Below are 15,694 nucleotides of genomic sequence, written 5' to 3'. Positions count from 1 at the left end.
AACTAAGTCAGTAACTAAGTAAGTAACTCATTTTTGATGACAACATGTTAGACAAGAAGTTTTCTCCCGAGTCCCAAAGCGCATTTGCGGCTCGATATGAAGCGCAAAAAATCGCCTACGCGCCAGTGGTGTTTCAAGCTGTGCGTTACGCCTGGAAGCGCGGCATGTTGCAAGCTCTGGCCGATGCCGGCGCAAGCGGTGTCGCGCTCAGTGCGCTGGCGGCCAGCGGACGTTGGAGCGAGTATGCCCTCAAAGTAGCGCTGGAGACTTGTCTGGCCGCTGGCGTGGTGTATCTGCGCGATGGCTGCTATGTGCTGGATAAAACCGGTTACTGCATACTGACTGACAAAATGACCCAGATCAATCTCGATTTCAATCACGATGTCTGTTATCAGGGACTGTTTAAACTGGATGCTTCGTTGGATCAGCAGCAACCCCTGGGCTTGCCTAGTTTGGGCGATTGGGACACGCTATATCAGGGTTTATCGACGCTGCCTGAGCCTGCCAAGACTAGCTGGTTTGCCTTTGATCACTTCTATTCCGACACCTCGTTTCCGGAGATTTTGCCGGATGTGTTTGCCACTGCACCGCGCAAGCTAATGGATATCGGTGCCAATACCGGCAAATTCAGTTGCGCCGCACTGGCCTACAATCACACCGTAGAACTGCATTTGGTGGATCTGCCACGGCAACTCGCGGTGGCCGAGGCATCCCTACAGAACGCTGGTGTGCGCCAGCGTGCGCATTTGCATGCGTGTGATTTATTAGAGACCGCTGCGGCTTTGCCTGTTGGCATGGATGTGATCTGGATGAGTCAGTTTCTAAGTTGCTTTAGTGAGGCGGCAATCGCCAGTATTTTGCAACGCGCCGCCGCTGCACTGGCGCCCCGCGGACAATTATTGATCATGGATACCTTCTGGGATAGGCAGCACTACGATATCGCTGCGTATTGCCTGATCAATACTTCGCCTTATTTCACCGCGATGGCGAGCGGGAATAGTAAAGTGTATGAAAGTAGCGATTACATACGTCTGGCCGAACAGGCTGGTTTGCAATTGCTGACGGTGCGCGACGAGATCGGTTACTGCCATAGTTTATTGCGTTTTACCGCGATCGCTAGCGGAGTCGATGATGTTTAAAGCTTGCGTAGTGATCCCTGTGTACAACCACGAGCAAGCAATCGCCTTGGTGGTAGCGCAGGTATTCGCGCATGATCTGCTGTGTATTTTAGTAGATGACGGCAGTAACCCGGAGTGTGCACTGGTGCTCGATACTTTGGCTGCCAGCGCACCACAGCGGCTGATTTTACTGCGGCACGCTAGTAATTGCGGCAAAGGTGCGGCGGTGTTGACCGGCCTGCGCTATGCCTACGCTGCCGGCTATAGTCACGCCCTGCAGATTGACGCCGATGGCCAGCACAATGTCAGTGATTTTCCGGCTTTTCTGGCGTTGGCTGCCAGATATCCAGAGGCAGTGATTGCTGGTTGCCCAATTTACGATGAGACTGTGCCAGCTTTGCGTTTGTATGCGCGCTATCTGACGCATGTCTGGGTCTGGATTAATACTCTGTCGTTTCAGATTAAAGATTCCATGTGTGGCTTTCGGGTGTATCCGCTCGCTTGCGTCACGGCACTGGCGGCACATCATAAACTAGGGTCGCGTATGAATTTCGACACCGATGTTTTGGTACGCTTGCACTGGGAAGGCGTACAAATTATTAATTTACCTACCCGTGTCTGTTACCCGCTAGATGGGGTCTCGCATTTCCGTGTGTGTTTGGATAATGTTCTGATTACGCGCATGCATACCCGTCTGTTTTTTGGCATGTTATGGCGATTGCCGCGCTTACTCGATCGCAAATGGCGGACGCGATGAGTCAAAATACGAAAAAAGAAAACCAGCATTGGGCGTCTTTCAATGAGCTCAGTTTCGTCGCTGGTATGCGTTTGCTGTTCTGGATATTCCGGCTGTTCGGACGCTGGCCATTTCGAGTCGTGCTTTACCCAGTGCTGCTCTGGTATGTATTGACGAAACCCAGACCGCGGGCCGCTTCGAGAGATTATTTACGTCGGGTTAGTGGCTATGTCGCTGTGCCTACCGGTATGCCAGGCGTGATACTCCACTTTGCCGCTTTTGCCGAAAATATTTTGGATAAAATGTTGTTATGGGGTGGACTGTATAAGACTGAGAATGTGCAGTTTCATGGGGTGGCGAAGATGGAGCAATTAATTAGCGAACGGCGCGGTGCCGTGCTGATTTGCTCCCATCTGGGCAATCTGGAACTTTGTCGGGTCTTGTCACTACAACGGCCGGGATTGCGCCTGACGATACTGGTGCATACCAAACATGCACAGGCCTTTAATCAATTACTGGCAGCGCTCAATCCGGCCAGTCAGCTCAATTTGATGCAAGTGAGTGAGATCACACCGGCTACTGCGATGATACTTGCAGAGAAAGTCGAGCAAGGCGAATTTATTGTGATCGCCGGCGATAGAGTGCCGCTAGCGAAGCCGCCGCGTGTTGCTCTGGTAAATTTTTTTGGCGCAAAGGCGGCGTTTCCAGTCGGGCCCTATATTTTGGCGAGTATTTTGCAGTGTCCGATTTATATGCTGTTCTCGCACCAAGCAGGTCAACATGCAGAGATACATTTCGAGCTCTTGCATGCCGCGCCGCGTTTGCCGCGTAAAGGCCGTGAGCAGGCCTTGGCCGATCTGGCTGGCTCGTATGCCAGCCGCCTAGAATATCATTGTCTACGCGTGCCACTACAATGGTTTAATTTTTACGATTTTTGGCATTTACCCGAATTGGATACTACTGATGCAGCCCGCTGAACATAACCTGCCACTTCGTGCGGTGCGCTTTGACCAAAGCCGCCTGTGTATAGAAGATATTGTGGATATCGCTAAGGCTGGCGCGCGCGCCAGTCTGTCGGAGGCACCGGAATTTCGCGCGGCGATTACCCGTGGCGCTGATTTTCTGGATCGCTTATTGCGTGAAGATGGCAACATCTATGGGGTGACTACCGGGTATGGCGATTCCTGTACGGTGACGGTGCCGCCTGAGTTGATTGCCGAATTGCCGCATCATTTATACACGTATCACGGCTGCGGTCTGGGTGAGTATTTCACGCCTGCGCAAACGCGGGCCGTGATGGCGGTCAGATTGGCCTCACTGAGCAAAGGTTTTTCTGGCGTGTCGGTAGCCTTGCTGGAGCAGATCGTGCGCCTGCTGGATGCCGACCTACTGCCTTTGATCCCCTCGGAAGGATCGGTAGGGGCCAGCGGCGATCTGACACCCTTATCCTATCTGGCAGCGGCCTTGTGCGGCGAACGTGAAGTCTTGCGCGCTGGCGTGACGGTGCGGGCCGCACAGGCGCTACGTGAAGCGGGCATTACACCGTTACGTTTGCGCCCGAAAGAAGGTCTGGCCATCATGAATGGCACGGCCGTGATGACGGCTCTGGCTTGTCTGGCGTATGACAGAGCCGCCTATCTGACGCAATTGACGACCCGCATTACCGCAATGGCCTCGTTTGCTCTCGATGGCAATGCCCATCATTTCGATGAAACTCTATTTTCGGTCAAGCCGCATCCCGGTATGCAGACTGTGGCGAGCTGGTTGCGTCAGGATTTGCCATGTGAACAAGTGGAGCGCAACGGCAAGCGTCTGCAAGACCGGTATTCAATACGCTGCGCGCCGCATGTGATAGGCGTACTGGCCGACGCTTTGCCGTTTTTCCGCCAGTCTATCGAGAATGAACTCAATAGCGCTAATGACAATCCGATTATTGACGCCGAGGGCGAGCGGGTGCTGCATGGCGGCCATTTTTATGGTGGCCATATTGCTTTTGCCATGGACGGTATGAAAAACGCAGTGGCCAATCTGGCCGATCTGCTGGATAGACAAATGGCCTTGCTGGTCGATAGCCGCTATAACCACGGTTTGCCGGCCAATCTGTCGGGTGCCGAAGGGCCGCGCGCTGCTATCAATCACGGCCTCAAGGCGCTACAAATCAGCGCCTCGGCCTGGACAGCAGAAGCCCTCAAGCTGACTATGCCGGCCTCGGTTTTTTCGCGCTCTACCGAATGCCATAATCAAGATAAAGTCAGTATGGGTACCATCGCCGCGCGCGATTGTTTGCGTGTGCTGGAGTTAACCGAACAAGTGGTGGCAGCATTATTGATCACGGTGCGTCAGGGCGTCTGGCTGCGTTGCCGCCTCAATCCCGCGGTCAGTCCTGAAGCGCCTTTGCAGCAAATGATGGCGGCGCTGGCAGCGGATATTGCGGTGGTTGAGGAAGACCGTAGACTGGAGCCGGATTTGCGTCTGTTGCTGGAGCGCATACGTCAGCAAGCCTGGAGCTTGTATGCGTAAGCAGAAAAAAGCGAGTCGCTGGTGGGCTGAGATCGAGATGCAGGTACAGTTTTTTGATCTCGACCCTATGCAGATAGTCTGGCACGGCAATTACGTTAAGTATCTGGAAGTGGTGCGCTGCGCCCTGCTAGACAAGCTAGGCTATAACTACATGGAAATGAAAAATTCGGGCTTTGCCTGGCCGGTCATTGATCTACAGTTACGCTATGTAGGACCTGCCAAATTTGGACAGATGTTGACTTTGCGAGCTGACATCGTCGAATGGGAAAACCGCCTGAAGATAGACTATCTGATCAGTGATACCGCGACTGGCAAGCGCCTTACTCGCGCTAGTACCACTCAGGTTGCAGTCGAGATCGCTAGTGGCGAAATGTGTTTCGTCTCGCCGCCGGTGTTGTTTGAAAAATTAGGAGTCAAGCTAGCATGATGATCAAGCACCTGTTTTTTAGTCTTGCTATGATGGGCTGCGCGCTGACTGTTTCTGCAGCGGCACCAGTTGCCAAGATACAGTCTATGTTGGCGAAACCGGCAATTTTATGCGGACGTTTTGATCAGAGCAAGCAACTCGCCGGTATCAAAAAACCGCTGGCATCGAATGGCCGTTTTTGTGTGGTGGCCGGTAAGGGCGTCTTGTGGCGCACCCTGCAACCCTTCCCGAATACTCTGCGTCTGACGCGTGAAGAGATCGTGCATTTTCAGGGCGATCGGGTCGCCATGCGTCTCGATGCCAAACAAGAGCCGACCGTGCGTATGATCAATAGCGTGCTGTTCTCGCTGTTGTCGGGTGATCTGGCGCAATTGGAAAACTTGTTTGAAGTAGAAGGTACTGCCGATCAACATAGCTGGCGGGTTGCGCTCAAGGCGCGCGAGCCTGCACTGGCTAAGGCGATCGGTGCCATCAGTCTGGACGGCGCTGCTTACGTTAAAAATATTACGATCAATGAGGCCAGCGGCGACCGTAGCAGTATCGTGTTTTCTGCGATACAAACCGGCGAGACTGCCATGTTGGCAGAAGAAGCGGCGCTATTTTGATGAAACCGCGCGCGCTTGGCAGCAACTTTGCCACGATCTTTGCCATCATCTGGGCCCTGGTAGTCGCTCTGTTATTGGCGCATAACGCCTATCTGTGGCTGGGCCAGCGCATCGCTCCCGACACCGATATTTTAGCCTTGTTACCAGTGCAGGAACGCGATCCTATCTTGCAAAAATCGTTCACCCAGATGGTCGATGCAGCACAACAGCGCGCCGTGGTGCTGGTCGGCGCAAAGGATTGGGCGGATGCCAAACGTGCAGCCGACGCCTACACCGCGGTGCTGGCCAGCCATCCTGACTTGATCGAATCGATACAGGTGAACGATAAGACTCAAGCCGACTGGCTGAGTCAATTTCAGCAGCATAGTCTGATCTTGATGAGCGCCGGGCAAGAAGCGCAATTAAACAGCAAGCCAGCACAATTCTGGCTCGATAGCGCCCTGAGTAAATTGTACAGCCCTTTTGGCGGGCCTAAACTAGGGGCTTGGCGGGATGATCCCTTTGGCCTGTTTAGCGGCTGGATGCAAGAGCGTGCGCAGGAAACTCCGGTAAGACCGCGTGACGGACATCTGTTCGTCGCCAATACCGAAAAACAATTTGTCTTACTACCATTGACACTCAAAGTGCCAGCGTTTTCTATCGCCGCGCAACAGGCAATGCTACCGCTGTTGGCGCAAGCCAAGGCTGCGGCGTTACAAACCGCGCCAGCGGCAGAAGTGATCACTGCCGGTGTAATTTTGCATGCAGCTGCGGCTGGACAGCAGGCCAGCGGCGAGGTCTCCACCATAGGCGTGGGTTCGCTGCTAGGCATCATCGTGTTGATGTGGTTTAGTTTTCGCTCGTTTAAACCTATCGCACTGGTGATGTTGTCTATCGCCATCGGTTGTCTCGGTGCTATCTCGCTATGCTGGTTATTTTTTGAGCGTATCCATTTGCTGACGCTGGTTTTTGGTGCCAGTCTGATCGGTGTGGCCCAGGATTATGGCCTGTATTTTTTGTGTAACCGCCTCACTGCCGATCCTAAGTTAAATTCAACACAGCTACTAAAAAGTCTGATGCCGGGCTTATTGCTGACCCTGCTCACGACGGTAATCGGCTATATGGGACTGGCGCTGACACCATTTCCCGGCTTACGTCAGATGGCACTGTTCTCGGGTTTGGGTTTGGTGTTTGCCTGGCTGACTGTCGTTTGCTGGTTTCCCTTACTGATTACTGCTGAGTCGCTGAAAAGCGGGGCACTGTTACGCGTCAACGGTGCTGTCTTGCGTTATTGGCCTTTGCTACGTTTGAATACCGCGAGCGGCTTGGGTTTGGCGCTGTTTGCGCTGGTGGTGGCATTCGGTTGCACCCGTCTTGGTGTCAATGACGACATCCGTCTGCTGCAAAACTCACCGCCACAGTTGATCAGCGATCAGCTGAAACTCAGCAAGCTACTTGATGCTCCGACACCGGTACAATTTTTTCTGGTGCGTGCCAATTCTGTCGAGGGCGTATTACAGCGTGAAGAGGCGCTACGCCGTAAGCTCGATCCTTTGATTTCGCAACATACGATCAGCGGCTATCAGGCCTTATCGAATTGGGTGCCTTCGGCACAGACGCAGGCGCTACGGGCTCAATTAATACAAGAAAAACTGCTGAACGATGGCAAGGTGCTGAGCCAATTAGCGACACAAATCGGTGAAGATGCCGCCTGGGTGGCGGACACCCGTACTCATTTGCTGGCCGCTGGCGATGTGCTGACGCTGGAAGCCTTTCTGCAAACCCCCGCCAGCGAGCCTTGGCGTCATTTATGGCTGGGTCAAAGCCAGGGTAAGGGCGAATACGCCAGCATTGTTGCCTTACGTGGCCTGTCCTATGCTGATCTGCCGCTGCTGCAACACGCCGGTAGCGGGCTGGACGGTGTGCAATGGGTCGATAAGGTCGCTGAAATTTCTTCGGTCTTAGGGCGTTATCGTGCGTATATGGGCTGGGTCGTGCTGGCATCGTATCTGCTAGTGTACGCATTGATGTTTCCGCGCTATCGCCGCCATACCTGGCGCGTGCTCTTGCCTACCGCTTTGGCTAGCTTAGCGACGCTGGCGATCTTCGGTTATGCAGGGCAAAATCTCCAGTTATTTCATGTGCTGGCCTTGATGCTATTGCTGGGCGTAGGAGTGGACTATGGCATCTTTATGCAAGAGCAGCCGGACCGGCGTGATGCCACCGGTTGGACCACTGTTGGCTTGTCGGCAGCGAGTACCATACTTTCTTTCGGTTTGTTGGGCCTGAGTAAAACCCCTGCATTGCAAGCCTTTGGTTTGACGATGTTAATAGGGACCGCCTTGGTATGGCTGATCGTACCGATTTTTGGAAAAGAAAAAACCCATGCAAAAAATTGAAACTACCGATGTCCTGATCGTCGGCGCTGGTCCGTCCGGTGCCGTGGCGGCAGCATTATTGCGTCAGCAGGGGCGCGCAGTACTAGTGATAGAGCGGGAAGAATTTCCACGTTTCTCGATAGGCGAAAGTTTGCTGCCTCAAAGTATGGAATATCTGGAACAGGCAGGCATGCTGCGCGCGGTGGTTGAGGCGGGCTTCCAGTTCAAGAACGGCGCAGCCTTTGTGCATAATGGACGGTATACCGATTTCGATTTTCGCGATAAACATAGCGCGGGCTGGGGAACAACTTATCAGGTACAGCGTGCCCAGTTTGATCATATTCTGGCCAAAGAAGCCGAACGTTTTGGTGCCGAGATCCGTTACCGTCATGAAGTAATGACGGTGGATCTGAGTGAAAAACCGCTGGTGACGGTGAAAGATACTAGCGGAAAAATTTATCAGGTGAAGGCCGAATTTATCCTCGATGCTAGCGGTTTTGGACGCATCTTGCCGCGCCTGCTAAAACTGGAAACACCTTCCAATTTTCCAGTGCGCGGCGCTATTTTTACGCACATCGAAGACGGCATTGTTCAGAGTAAGACGCAGGGTAAGAAGCAGGGCAATACTCAGGGCAATACAGTGGGTTTCGACCGGAATAAAATCCGTGTCACGGTGCATCCTAAGCATTGCAATGTCTGGTTCTGGACCATCCCCTTTGCGGCCGGACGCTGCTCTATCGGCGTGGTGGCCGAGACTAGTTTTCTGGATCGTTATCAAGGTAGCGATACCGAAAGATTGCGAGCCATTGTGGCCGAAGAGCCTTCTTTGCAAGAACTCTTAGTTAATGCCAAATGGGATACGCCGGCGCGCCATATCGTCGGCTATTCGGCCAATGTTGCCAGTCTTTGGGGCAAAAGTTATGCGCTGCTAGGGAATGCCGGTGAATTTCTCGACCCTGTGTTTTCTTCGGGAGTGACGATTGCTTTCAAATCGGCCAGTCTGGCGGCGGCGGTATTGCAGCGCCAGTTTGCCGGCGAGCAGGTCGACTGGCAAAACGAGTATGGGGTCCCGCTGCGCAAGGGGGTGGATACCTTCCGTGCTTTTGTGGAGTCCTGGTATGCCGGCGGCTTTCAAAATATCATTTTTCATGAGGCGCAACAGCCAGAAATTCGTCGTATGATTTCCTCCATTTTGGCCGGCTATGCCTGGGATCAGAGCAATCCCTTTGTCAAGGAAACAGCGCGCCGCCTGGCCGCGCTGGAGACTATATGTACGCCCGCTTAAGACTACTCTTGCAGTGCACCGCGTTACTGCTGGTGCTGAGTGCCTGCAGTAACGCGCCGCTGCAGCCAAGTGCCAGGCTGGGTTTGCAATTGCCCCCTGCGCAGCTCGGACAAGCTATCTCCTTGCAACAGCATCTGAAGGTGGAGCGTAACGGCCGTATCGATGAACTCGATGCGGCGCTGGAGGTGGATGCCGACCATCTGGAGCTGGTCGGCCTGGCCTTTGGTCAGCGCGTTTTGAGTCTGCACTACGATGGCAAGGATCTCATCTCTTGGCGGCACGTGATGCTGCCGGCGCAGGTGCGTGCCGAAGACGTGCTGGAAGATTTGCAACTATGTCTTTGGCCTGCAGATGCGATCAGTGCTGCATTACCGGCCGGTTGGCGGGTGCAGGACCAGGGTCTTCGCCGTACTCTGTATTTGGCCGATGCGATGATTGCCACCATAGACTACAGTGGCATGCCACGCTGGAGCGGTACGGTTATTTTGAACAATTTGCGTTACCAGTACAGACTCAGCATACAGTCTGTGGCCAGCGAACCTTAAGCACGAAACACACTATGCTGTATTTAAATCAATGTGGGATAGTCTGCGCACTCGGGAATACGACTGAGGAAGTCAAACTGCGTCTGTTTGACAGCGGAGCTAACAGCACTAGCCTGACATTCAGCGATCAATACTCGCCAGGTCGGGTCTTAGCTTTGGGTTGTGTTGCTGCCACATTACCGTCTATGGATGCCTTGCCGCTCATGCTACGCAGCCGGAATAATCAACTGGCTCTGGCGGCTCTGGCACAGATCCGTCCGGCGCTCGATGCCGCGATCAGCCGTTACGGCGCAGACCGGATTGGGGTCGTGATCGGCACCAGTACCTCAGGTGTAGCGGCCACCGAAATCGCCTTAAAACGATATGCACTGGAGCAAACTCTGCCTGCAGATTTTCATTACGCGCAGCAAGAGATGGGCTCGCCAGCGGCCATGCTGGCACGAGACTTAGGCATCAGCGGCCCGGCCTATGTGCATTCCAGCGCTTGTTCTTCTAGCGCCAAGGCGATGGCGAGTGCGGCACGCTTGATCAAGATGGGCCTGTGTGACGCGGTACTGACGGGCGGTGTTGATAGTTTATGCGCGTTTACGATCGCCGGATTTTCAGCGCTAGAATCGGTGAGTAGCCAAGTCTGTAATCCGCTCAGCGCGAATCGCAATGGCATCAATATAGGTGAAGGTGCCGCGCTGTTTTTGATGAGTCGCGAGCCGGCTGCGGTGGCACTGTGCGGCTGGGGCGAATCCTCGGATGGCCATCATATGTCGGCACCCGATCCGGCCGGTGGCGGTGCGCGTCTGGCCATGGCGCAAGCCTTACAACGTGCGGACTTAAGGCCAGAGGATATCGATTACATTAATTTGCACGGCACCGCCACCATACAGAACGACGCGATGGAATCACGCGTGATTGACGATATTTTCGGTAGTGCGGTGTGGACTAGTTCGACCAAGCCATTGACCGGGCATGCGCTGGGCGCAGCGGCAGCATTAGAGGCTGGCTTGTGTTGGCTGGCAATGCAAGAGGACAATCCTCAGGGCTACCTGCCGCCCCATGTATGGGACGGAGTTGCCGATCCGGCTTTACCGCTGCTTAAGCTGGTCGCGCCTGGGTTTAGTCTGGGGCGCCCGTTGCGCTGGGCGATGAGTAATTCTTTTGCTTTTGGCGGCTCCAACGCCAGCCTCTTATTTGGAAGGATGGCATGACTTATCCCGATATCCGTGAGTTGGTACCGCATTCCGGCCCTATGGTCTTGCTCGACAGAGTAGTGGCGGCGGACGAAGAGAATTTGAGTGCCGAAGTCACAATCCGGGCCAGCAGCATGTTCTGCGATGGCACTGGCGTCGCGGCCTGGGTTGGTGTCGAATATATGGCGCAGGCGATTGCAGCTCATGCGGGCTATCTGGCGCTGCAACGCGGGGACGCAGTGAAAGTGGGTTTCTTACTCGGTGCCAGACGCTACCACGCCAGCACCGCGTTGTTTGCCTTAGGCAGCGTTTTGGTTGTCAGAATTACGCGCGTGTTGCAGGGTGAGAACGGTTTGGCCGCCTTTGAATGTAGTATCCACGACAATTCACAAAACACCGGAGCATCCCTGGCGCATGCCACCATTACGGTATTTCAACCGGACAATGTCGCAGAATTTATACAGGAAATGTAGGGACTTTTTATGAGTAATGAAAATCAGCTAAACAGCGACAAGAGCGTCTTAGTCACCGGTTCTTCACGCGGCATAGGTAAGGCGATTGCTTTACGGCTGGCACGCGATGGCTTTGACATCATCTTGCACTGCCGCAGTGGGCGCGCCGAAGCCGATGCCGTCGCGCAGACCATACAAGCTTTGGGGCGCAGTGTGCGCGTATTGCAGTTTGATATCAGCCAACGTGAAGAGGTCGCGACAATTTTACGGGCCGACGTTGAGCAACACGGCTGCTATTACGGCGTGGTTTGTAACGCCGGTGTGGCGCGCGACAATGCGTTTCCGGCGATGTCGGGCGAGGATTGGGATATTGTCATGCAGACCAATCTGGATGGTTTTTTCAATGTGCTTAATCCTCTCACTATGCCGCTGGTGCGGCGTCGCAAGCCTGGCCGTATCGTCACCTTGGCGTCGGTCTCTGGGCTGATTGGAAACCGCGGGCAGGTCAATTACAGCGCCGCTAAGGCCGGTATCATAGGCGCCACAAAAGCTTTGGCTCTGGAACTGGCAAAGCGCGAGATCACCGTCAATTGCGTGGCCCCGGGCCTGATAGAGACCGATATGATCAGTGATGTGCCTATGGAAGAAGCGCTTAAAATGATACCTGCAAGGCGCGTTGGCAAACCGGAAGAAGTGGCGGCCGTGGTGAGCTTTTTAATGAGTAGCGACGCTGCCTATGTGACGCGACAAGTAATTTCGGTCAATGGTGGCATGGCTTGAACGAGCGCAGTTTCGTATCGAAATAAGAATGGAAATACAGATGGAAAAGAATCATCGCGTCGTCGTGACTGGCATGGCTGGTATTAGTCCTATAGGAAATGACTGGCGCAGCATACGCGCGCGTCTGGGCGAGTACCGCAATGCCATCGTGCCTATGACGGAGTGGGCCGATTACGATGGCTTGAACACCAAGCTAGGAGCGCCTGCCGCCCCGTTTGCCTTGTCCGAAAAGTACACACGTAAAACTATGCGCAGCATGGGCCGGGTCGCACTGATGGCAACCCGTGCCAGTGAATTAGCCTTGCTCGATGCCGGTTTACTTGAACATACGTTGCTGAAAAGCGGGCAGATGGGCGTGTCTTTTGGCTCTTCCGCCGGGACCCCGAGCGCGATCGGCGATTTTGGCCGCATGATGGAAGATCGCAGCACTAAAGGCATCAATGCCACCACCTACATCAAGATGATGGCACATACCGCACCGGTGAATATAGGCGTATTTTTTGGCCTGACTGGACGCGTCATCACCACTTCCAGCGCTTGCACTTCGGGCAGTCAGGGCATAGGTTATGCCTATGAAGCGATACGCGCAGGCAAGCAGCTGGCTATGATTGCCGGTGGTGCCGAAGAGTTATGCGCTACCGAAGCAGCGGTATTCGATACACTGTTCGCCACTAGTGTTAAAAACGATGCACCTGGCACTACTCCTAGCCCGTTTGATGCTGGGCGTGATGGTCTTGTCATTGGCGAAGGTGCCGGTTGTCTGATACTCGAAGAGCTTGACCATGCACAGGCACGTGGCGCCACTATCTATGCCGAGCTGGTCGGTTTCGGCACGAATAGCGATGGCTGCCACGTTACGCAACCGAACGCGCGTACCATGCAAACCGCGATGCAACTGGCGCTCGCCGATGCCGGTTTGCAGGCTTCGGATATTGGTTATATCAATGCACATGGTACCGGCACTCAGCAAGGCGATATCGCCGAATCGCAAGCCACTGCGCAGTTATTCGGCACGCGCACCCCTATCAGTTCCTTGAAGAGTTATATGGGGCACACCTTAGGTGCCTGTGGCGCGCTGGAAGCCTGGCTCAGTATAGAAATGATGCGCGAGGGCTGGTTTGCCCCTACCATCAATCTGCAGCAGGTCGACACGCAATGCGCGCCGCTAGACTACATCATGCATGAAGGCCGGCAGTTACAAACCGACTACGTGATGTCGAATAATTTCGCTTTTGGCGGTATCAATACCTCTTTGATTTTTAAGCGATATGCTTAGTGTTATAAATTAGCGTTATAGCGTAGTGTAGTAGTTTGATTTTTTTAACCGAAGGGAATGAAAATGAAAAAAACTGTTTTGATTTTGCTGGTGCTGAGCCTGATTGCGGTAAGTAATGCACAAGCCTCAGATAACAAATTTATGATGCCTATCGCGGCAGCAATGGCGGCTAACGACGCGCCTACCCGCTTGGGGGATACAGTGAAGTTTTACTTCGGAAATCAGCCTACTCCCAAGGTCATCAAAAAATTAGGTAGCGATACCACCAGCCAGAAAACTAATGCCTTCGCCAAGTCAAATGAAAAAGCTTGTAATTGGGTATTTTTATCCGACATGTTGAGTCTGCAAAGGCGGGCAAAAGAGCTCGGTGCCAATGCCGTGGTAAATATCGTGAGTAATTACGATCACGTAGAAAATTCCAGTGAGACTGAGTTTGAATGTCATGTCGGTGCCATCATGGCAGGTGTCGCATTCAAAGCCGATTTTGTCACCATCGCTGACCAATAGTTCTAACAGCGCCACCGTCTGGCTGCTCGATGGGCGCAAAGTCAACGAGGCGGCGCTGGCCGCCAGTTTGTCTTGGCTGAATACGGATGAACAGCGACGCTATGCGCGTTTTATACGGCCTGAGCGTCAGCGCCAATTTTTGCTCGGACGTTGGCTCTTGCGTCAATTGCTGGCCGAGTCGCTAGAGCTAGCGCCGCAGCAGATCGTGCTTCGCGAGCGCCTGCACAATGCGCCACTATTGGTACTTGATACCAACGCGCCACCGCCGAATTTTAATCTGTCGCACAGCGGTCCCTGGGTCGCTTGCGCGCTGAGCATGCACAGCGCGCTTGGTCTGGATATAGAGCGACTCGATGGCGAGCGTGATTTTGCGGCTTTGGCCGAACAGATTTTTGACAGCACCGAACTGGCATCTTTCCGCGCCTTACCTGAGGCGGAAAAAATGCTCAGTTTTTATCAGGCCTGGAGTAGTAAAGAGGCGCGCTACAAGCTCGGCGCTAATTCTGGATCGGCGCAAGCGGCCCAGCAATTTCAGTTAAGCCATCCGGCCTTGTCCATAGTCTTGTGCAGCGCCTTGCCTTTAGCCATGCCGCCGCTGATCATCGTGCCGCAGTGGGCGGGCTAATTGCTGGATTGCCATAGCCAACTCCAAAAACCAGGCAGTGTTGGTTTGCTGTCTGGGTCGCGTATACTGCGCGCCAAGGCCGCCCGTTCTAGTTCATCCCTATCGTCGTAAAACGCTTTGCTGGCAGTCGGCATTTCTAGCTCACGTGCGACATCGAGCAAAATTTCTAAATAATCTTCTAACACGCTGGCGCTGTAGCGATTCAGGTCGTGAAAGGTAACCACCACCGGCGTGTTGCCATCGACCACTGGCAATTCATCCTTGCGCCATCGTTCGCGCAGTAAACGCAAATGCTGCAGCATATTGCGGCGTTTGTTGAGACTAAAATTTATGCCCCAGATTTTGCCATCATTGGCACTCAGGTCAGTTAGCAATAGATGTAAACCATGCGCCTGATAGGCGGCAAAGGTGCGGGCATCGTAATTCCAAAACGGTGGTCTTATCAGTTTTGGCGCACTCCCGGTATACATCTGCAGATCGGCGCAGCCATTGCTCAAGGCAAGTTCTAACTCGGCAGCATCGAGAAACCTGTGGTTTGCATGGCTAGTTGTCGCGGTATGAAAAGCCAGAATATGCCCTTCATCATGTTCGCGCTGTAGTAAGGCTTTGCCTAACTCGGTGGCTCCGCTGCGATTGGCGCGGGTCTGCACAAAAAAAATCGCCTTGATACCGACTTGCTGATTGTTGCGTGCCAAAACGTCGAGCACCTGCGCTGTCGGATTGGCAAAGCCGGAGCCACTAGGGCCATCATCAAAAGTGAGCAAAAATCGTATTGGCGCAGGTTGTGCGGACAGCTCATCAGCCTGAACGCTAGGCGCAAGCGCCATAACACACAGCAACAAGAGTCGGCAGATATAAGGCAAGCGCAATGGGTACAGTAGGGCAGACAAAATAGAGCGGCTAATCGATGAGAAAACTCGGGATAGTGGGATTTTCCGTAAAACACTATTGTACCCGCACCGCGCCGGCTCTAGCTGCTTGCAGCTTGCTTACCGCCAGTCTGAGAAATATTCAAATCATGCCTGCCGCCAGCGCGCATATTCCATGCGGGTTTCCAGCCTGCCTGGCCTGCAAGGCGCATGGAATATGCGTGAGCGGGCAGGCTGCTTGGAAAATACTCAGGGCAGCTCAGCAAAAAATCCGGAGCAGGTAACTATTGCCATACGTCAGCAACGGTGTAAGCAGATGTATCAATGCTTGCAATTGCCATAAAATCATGATGAAATGATTAACTTTTTACATGATTTTATTGCAATTTTGCAAGGCTTTGCCAAGAC

16 protein-coding genes are annotated in these 15,694 nt (G+C 53.6%); 15 read left to right on the top strand and 1 reads right to left on the bottom strand.

Translation table 11 applies throughout. From position 1 onward, the window contains the following. The first annotated feature begins 44 nt into the window (after positions 1–44). From ACO0K8_RS20830 to ACO0K8_RS20760, 15 genes are all read left to right on the top strand, one after another. Complete coding sequence (locus ACO0K8_RS20830) at positions 45–1,139, top strand: class I SAM-dependent methyltransferase (RefSeq protein ID WP_422948576.1); 1,095 nt, start codon at positions 45–47, stop codon at positions 1,137–1,139. Further along, on the top strand, positions 1,132–1,875 hold the full coding sequence (locus ACO0K8_RS20825) for a glycosyltransferase family 2 protein (RefSeq protein WP_422948575.1): 744 nt from the start codon (positions 1,132–1,134) through the stop codon (positions 1,873–1,875). Before ACO0K8_RS20830 ends, ACO0K8_RS20825 begins: the two co-directional genes overlap by 8 nt. Next, positions 1,872–2,831: an acyltransferase gene (locus ACO0K8_RS20820; protein WP_422948574.1), complete on the top strand. Its 960-nt coding sequence runs from the start codon at positions 1,872–1,874 to the stop codon at positions 2,829–2,831. Before ACO0K8_RS20825 ends, ACO0K8_RS20820 begins: the two co-directional genes overlap by 4 nt. Continuing rightward, positions 2,818–4,374 (top strand): HAL/PAL/TAL family ammonia-lyase, encoded by a 1,557-nt coding sequence (locus ACO0K8_RS20815; protein ID WP_422948573.1) that lies wholly within the window; start codon positions 2,818–2,820, stop codon positions 4,372–4,374. The genes ACO0K8_RS20820 and ACO0K8_RS20815 overlap by 14 nt, the downstream gene beginning before the upstream one ends. After that, complete coding sequence (locus tag ACO0K8_RS20810; RefSeq protein WP_422948572.1) at positions 4,367–4,801, top strand: acyl-CoA thioesterase; 435 nt, start codon at positions 4,367–4,369, stop codon at positions 4,799–4,801. Before ACO0K8_RS20815 ends, ACO0K8_RS20810 begins: the two co-directional genes overlap by 8 nt. Next, positions 4,798–5,406 (top strand): outer membrane lipoprotein carrier protein LolA, encoded by a 609-nt coding sequence (locus ACO0K8_RS20805; protein ID WP_422948571.1) that lies wholly within the window; start codon positions 4,798–4,800, stop codon positions 5,404–5,406. Before ACO0K8_RS20810 ends, ACO0K8_RS20805 begins: the two co-directional genes overlap by 4 nt. Continuing rightward, complete coding sequence (locus tag ACO0K8_RS20800) at positions 5,406–7,784, top strand: MMPL family transporter (protein WP_422948570.1); 2,379 nt, start codon at positions 5,406–5,408, stop codon at positions 7,782–7,784. The genes ACO0K8_RS20805 and ACO0K8_RS20800 overlap by 1 nt, the downstream gene beginning before the upstream one ends. Further along, on the top strand, positions 7,771–9,048 hold the full coding sequence (locus ACO0K8_RS20795) for an NAD(P)/FAD-dependent oxidoreductase (RefSeq protein WP_422948569.1): 1,278 nt from the start codon (positions 7,771–7,773) through the stop codon (positions 9,046–9,048). The genes ACO0K8_RS20800 and ACO0K8_RS20795 overlap by 14 nt, the downstream gene beginning before the upstream one ends. Then, complete coding sequence (locus ACO0K8_RS20790) at positions 9,033–9,593, top strand: DUF3261 domain-containing protein (RefSeq protein WP_422948568.1); 561 nt, start codon at positions 9,033–9,035, stop codon at positions 9,591–9,593. The genes ACO0K8_RS20795 and ACO0K8_RS20790 overlap by 16 nt, the downstream gene beginning before the upstream one ends. A 14-nt stretch (positions 9,594–9,607) precedes the next feature. Continuing rightward, a complete protein-coding gene (locus ACO0K8_RS20785) occupies positions 9,608–10,795 on the top strand; it encodes a beta-ketoacyl-ACP synthase (protein WP_422948567.1) in 1,188 nt (395 codons plus the stop codon). Then, entirely contained in the window at positions 10,792–11,250 is a 459-nt protein-coding gene (locus ACO0K8_RS20780) for a 3-hydroxylacyl-ACP dehydratase (RefSeq protein ID WP_422948566.1), read from the top strand. The genes ACO0K8_RS20785 and ACO0K8_RS20780 overlap by 4 nt, the downstream gene beginning before the upstream one ends. 9 nt (positions 11,251–11,259) lie before the next feature. Then, positions 11,260–12,009, top strand: coding sequence for a 3-ketoacyl-ACP reductase FabG2 (locus tag ACO0K8_RS20775; RefSeq protein WP_422948565.1), 750 nt, complete (start codon positions 11,260–11,262; stop codon positions 12,007–12,009). 40 nt (positions 12,010–12,049) lie between these two features. Further along, on the top strand, positions 12,050–13,285 hold the full coding sequence (locus ACO0K8_RS20770; protein WP_422948564.1) for a beta-ketoacyl-ACP synthase: 1,236 nt from the start codon (positions 12,050–12,052) through the stop codon (positions 13,283–13,285). 63 nt (positions 13,286–13,348) lie between these two features. Continuing rightward, on the top strand, positions 13,349–13,792 hold the full coding sequence (locus ACO0K8_RS20765) for an excinuclease ATPase subunit (RefSeq protein WP_422948563.1): 444 nt from the start codon (positions 13,349–13,351) through the stop codon (positions 13,790–13,792). Further along, positions 13,728–14,417: a 4'-phosphopantetheinyl transferase family protein gene (locus tag ACO0K8_RS20760; protein ID WP_422948562.1), complete on the top strand. Its 690-nt coding sequence runs from the start codon at positions 13,728–13,730 to the stop codon at positions 14,415–14,417. The genes ACO0K8_RS20765 and ACO0K8_RS20760 overlap by 65 nt, the downstream gene beginning before the upstream one ends. Here the strand turns inward: ACO0K8_RS20760 and ACO0K8_RS20755 are convergent. Further along, positions 14,414–15,307, bottom strand: a complete 894-nt coding sequence (locus ACO0K8_RS20755; RefSeq protein WP_422948561.1) for a polysaccharide deacetylase family protein — start codon at positions 15,305–15,307, stop codon at positions 14,414–14,416. The two genes, ACO0K8_RS20760 and ACO0K8_RS20755, sit on opposite strands and share 4 nt — an antisense overlap. Positions 15,308–15,694: the final 387 nt, after the last annotated feature.

The organism is Undibacterium sp. Ren11W (assembly GCF_049340485.1).
Taxonomy (GTDB): domain Bacteria; phylum Pseudomonadota; class Gammaproteobacteria; order Burkholderiales; family Burkholderiaceae_D; genus Undibacterium.
The sequence above is the reverse complement of the archived record's forward strand: the minus strand, read 5'-3'. Positions and strand labels throughout refer to the sequence as shown.